General features: G+C 50.9%; 1 tRNA gene and 3 rRNA genes. All 4 read left to right on the top strand.

What is annotated here, in order from left to right:
- Positions 1 to 1,343, top strand: a 16S ribosomal RNA gene (locus I586_RS16850); the annotation flags it as partial.
- An 83-nt stretch (positions 1,344 to 1,426) separates the two neighbouring features.
- Positions 1,427 to 1,499 (top strand) — tRNA-Ala (locus I586_RS16855).
- 181 nt (positions 1,500 to 1,680) lie between these two features.
- Positions 1,681 to 4,592, top strand: a 23S ribosomal RNA gene (locus I586_RS16860).
- A gap of 95 nt (positions 4,593 to 4,687) precedes the next feature.
- Positions 4,688 to 4,803, top strand: a 5S ribosomal RNA gene (gene rrf, locus I586_RS16865).
- Positions 4,804 to 4,805: the final 2 nt, after the last annotated feature.

Here is a 4,805-nt window from a genome sequence, read left to right on the forward strand (position 1 = left end):
AAAGACGCTTTCGGGTGTCACTGATGGATGGACCCGCGGTGCATTAGCTAGTTGGTGAGGTAACGGCTCACCAAGGCCATGATGCATAGCCGACCTGAGAGGGTGATCGGCCACACTGGGACTGAGACACGGCCCAGACTCCTACGGGAGGCAGCAGTAGGGAATCTTCGGCAATGGACGAAAGTCTGACCGAGCAACGCCGCGTGAGTGAAGAAGGTTTTCGGATCGTAAAACTCTGTTGTTAGAGAAGAACAAGTAGGAGAGTAACTGCTCTTACCTTGACGGTATCTAACCAGAAAGCCACGGCTAACTACGTGCCAGCAGCCGCGGTAATACGTAGGTGGCAAGCGTTGTCCGGATTTATTGGGCGTAAAGCGAGCGCAGGCGGTTTCTTAAGTCTGATGTGAAAGCCCCCGGCTCAACCGGGGAGGGTCATTGGAAACTGGGAGACTTGAGTGCAGAAGAGGAGAGTGGAATTCCATGTGTAGCGGTGAAATGCGTAGATATATGGAGGAACACCAGTGGCGAAGGCGACTCTCTGGTCTGTAACTGACGCTGAGGCTCGAAAGCGTGGGGAGCAAACAGGATTAGATACCCTGGTAGTCCACGCCGTAAACGATGAGTGCTAAGTGTTGGAGGGTTTCCGCCCTTCAGTGCTGCAGCTAACGCATTAAGCACTCCGCCTGGGGAGTACGACCGCAAGGTTGAAACTCAAAGGAATTGACGGGGGCCCGCACAAGCGGTGGAGCATGTGGTTTAATTCGAAGCAACGCGAAGAACCTTACCAGGTCTTGACATCCTTTGACCACTCTAGAGATAGAGCTTTCCCTTCGGGGACAAAGTGACAGGTGGTGCATGGTTGTCGTCAGCTCGTGTCGTGAGATGTTGGGTTAAGTCCCGCAACGAGCGCAACCCTTATTGTTAGTTGCCATCATTCAGTTGGGCACTCTAGCGAGACTGCCGGTGACAAACCGGAGGAAGGTGGGGATGACGTCAAATCATCATGCCCCTTATGACCTGGGCTACACACGTGCTACAATGGGAAGTACAACGAGTCGCTAGGCCGCGAGGTCATGCAAATCTCTTAAAGCTTCTCTCAGTTCGGATTGTAGGCTGCAACTCGCCTACATGAAGCCGGAATCGCTAGTAATCGCGGATCAGCACGCCGCGGTGAATACGTTCCCGGGCCTTGTACACACCGCCCGTCACACCACGAAAGTTTGTAACACCCGAAGTCGGTGAGGTAACCCTTGTGGAGCCAGCCGCCTAAGGTGGGATAGATGATTGGGGTGAAGTCGTAACAAGGTAGCCGTATCGGAAGGTGCGGCTGGATCACCTCCTTTCTAAGGAATATTACGGAAACTTACACATTCGTCGACACTTTGTTCAGTTTTGAGAGGTTTACTCTTAAATTAATAAGAAACAAGGGGCCTTAGCTCAGATGGGAGAGCGCCTGCTTTGCACGCAGGAGGTCAGCGGTTCGATCCCGCTAGGCTCCATAGTAACCTAATGGTTACTAACAAATTGTTCATTGAAAACTGGATATTGAAGTAAAAAAGTAATCAAAACAAACCGAGAACACCGCGTTGAAGAGTTAATTAACTGTTCGAAGCTTATTTTATTGGTCACGCCTCTATCGCTAGAGAAACGAACCAAACAAAACCGATCGTAAGATCGTAAGGTTAAGTGAATAAGGGCGCACGGTGGATGCCTTGGCATTAGGAGCCGATGAAGGACGGGACTAACACCGATATGCTTTGGGGAGCTGTAAGTGAGCTATGATCCAGAGATTTCCGAATGGGGAAACCCAGCATCTTTTATAGGATGTTACTTTCCAGTGAATACATAGCTGGTTAGAGGTAGACGCAGAGAACTGAAACATCTAAGTACCTGCAGGAAGAGAAAGAAAATTCGATTCCCTGAGTAGCGGCGAGCGAAACGGGAAGAGCCCAAACCAACAAGCTTGCTTGTTGGGGTTGTAGGACTCCGATGTGGTAGTCTGTCAAGATAGTCGAAGAACCTGGAAAGGTTCGCCAAAGTGGGTAATAGCCCCGTAGACGAAATGTTGGCAACACCTAGGAGGATCCTGAGTACGGCGGAACACGAGAAATTCCGTCGGAATCCGCGGGGACCATCCCGCAAGGCTAAATACTCCCTAATGACCGATAGTGAACCAGTACCGTGAGGGAAAGGTGAAAAGCACCCCGGAAGGGGAGTGAAATAGATCCTGAAACCGTGTGCCTACAACAAGTCAAAGCCCGTTAATGGGTGATGGCGTGCCTTTTGTAGAATGAACCGGCGAGTTACGATTGCATGCGAGGTTAAGGTGAAGAGCCGGAGCCGCAGCGAAAGCGAGTCTGAATAGGGCGAATGAGTATGTAGTCGTAGACCCGAAACCATGTGATCTACCCATGGCCAGGTTGAAGGTGTGGTAAAACGCACTGGAGGACCGAACCCACGTACGTTGAAAAGTGCGGGGATGAGCTGTGGGTAGCGGAGAAATTCCAAACGAACTTGGAGATAGCTGGTTCTCTCCGAAATAGCTTTAGGGCTAGCGTCGAAGTTAAGAATGATGGAGGTAGAGCACTGTTTGGACTAGGGGCCCATCTCGGGTTACCGAATTCAGATAAACTCCGAATGCCATTCATTCATATTCGGCAGTCAGACTGCGAGTGATAAGATCCGTAGTCGAAAGGGAAACAGCCCAGACCACCAGCTAAGGTCCCAAAATATATGTTAAGTGGAAAAGGATGTGGGGTTGCACAGACAACTAGGATGTTGGCTCAGAAGCAGCCACCATTTAAAGAGTGCGTAATAGCTCACTAGTCGAGTGACCCTGCGCCGAAAATGTACCGGGGCTAAACATATTACCGAAGCTGTGGATCACACCTCTGGTGTGATGGTAGGAGAGCGTTCTAAGGGCGTTGAAGGTCGATCGTGAGGACGGCTGGAGCGCTTAGAAGTGAGAATGCCGGTATGAGTAGCGAAAGACGGGTGAGAATCCCGTCCACCGTATGACTAAGGTTTCCTGGGGAAGGCTCGTCCGCCCAGGGTTAGTCGGGACCTAAGCCGAGGCCGATAGGCGTAGGCGATGGACAACAGGTTGATATTCCTGTACCAGTTGTTTTTGTTTGAGCAATGGAGGGACGCAGGAGGCTAAGGAATGCATGCGACTGGAAGTGCATGTCCAAGCAGTAAGTCTTGAGTAGAGTCAAATGCTTTACTCTATACGGACAAGCTGTGATGGGGAGGGAAATAATAGTACCGAAGTTCCTGATGTCACACTGTCAAGAAAAGCTTCTAGTGAGAAAACAACTGCCCGTACCGTAAACCGACACAGGTAGTCGAGGAGAGTATCCTAAGGTGAGCGAGCGAACTCTCGTTAAGGAACTCGGCAAAATGACCCCGTAACTTCGGGAGAAGGGGTGCTGACTTCGGTCAGCCGCAGTGAATAGGCCCAAGCGACTGTTTATCAAAAACACAGGTCTCTGCAAAATCGAAAGATGAAGTATAGGGGCTGACGCCTGCCCGGTGCTGGAAGGTTAAGAGGATGGGTTAGCTTCGGCGAAGCTCAGAATTGAAGCCCCAGTAAACGGCGGCCGTAACTATAACGGTCCTAAGGTAGCGAAATTCCTTGTCGGGTAAGTTCCGACCCGCACGAAAGGCGTAACGATTTGGGCACTGTCTCAACGAGAGACTCGGTGAAATTTTAGTACCTGTGAAGATGCAGGTTACCCGCGACAGGACGGAAAGACCCCATGGAGCTTTACTGTAGCTTGATATTGAGTGTTTGTACCACATGTACAGGATAGGTAGGAGCCGATGAACCCGGAACGCTAGTTTCGGTGGAGGCGCTGGTGGGATACTACCCTTGTGTTATGAACCCTCTAACCCGCACCACTTATCGTGGTGGGAGACAGTGTCAGGTGGGCAGTTTGACTGGGGCGGTCGCCTCCTAAAAGGTAACGGAGGCGCCCAAAGGTTCCCTCAGAATGGTTGGAAATCATTCGCAGAGTGTAAAGGCAGAAGGGAGCTTGACTGCGAGACTTACAAGTCGAGCAGGGACGAAAGTCGGGCTTAGTGATCCGGTGGTTCCGCATGGAAGGGCCATCGCTCAACGGATAAAAGCTACCCTGGGGATAACAGGCTTATCTCCCCCAAGAGTCCACATCGACGGGGAGGTTTGGCACCTCGATGTCGGCTCGTCGCATCCTGGGGCTGTAGTCGGTCCCAAGGGTTGGGCTGTTCGCCCATTAAAGCGGCACGCGAGCTGGGTTCAGAACGTCGTGAGACAGTTCGGTCCCTATCCGTCGCGGGCGTTGGAAATTTGAGAGGAGCTGTCCTTAGTACGAGAGGACCGGGATGGACTTACCGCTGGTGTACCAGTTGTTCTGCCAAGGGCATTGCTGGGTAGCTATGTAGGGAAGGGATAAACGCTGAAAGCATCTAAGTGTGAAGCCCACCTCAAGATGAGATTTCCCATTTCTTTAAGAAAGTAAGACCCCTGAGAGATGATCAGGTAGATAGGTTGGAAGTGGAAGTGCAGTGATGTACGGAGCGGACCAATACTAATCGGTCGAGGACTTAACCAAAGAAACGAAATAAAAAAGTTTTTCGGAATGTTTGATTACTACTTCAATCCAGTTTTGAGTGAATAATCACTCAACTTAATAGCAACAACACCCAGTGTGGTGGCGATAGCGAGAAGGATACACCTGTTCCCATGCCGAACACAGAAGTTAAGCTTCTTAGCGCCGATTGTAGTGAAGGGTTTCCCTTTGTGAGAGTAGGACGTCGCCACGCTA

Origin of the sequence: Enterococcus moraviensis ATCC BAA-383 (genome assembly GCF_000407445.1) — a bacterium.
Taxonomy (GTDB): domain Bacteria; phylum Bacillota; class Bacilli; order Lactobacillales; family Enterococcaceae; genus Enterococcus_L; species Enterococcus_L moraviensis.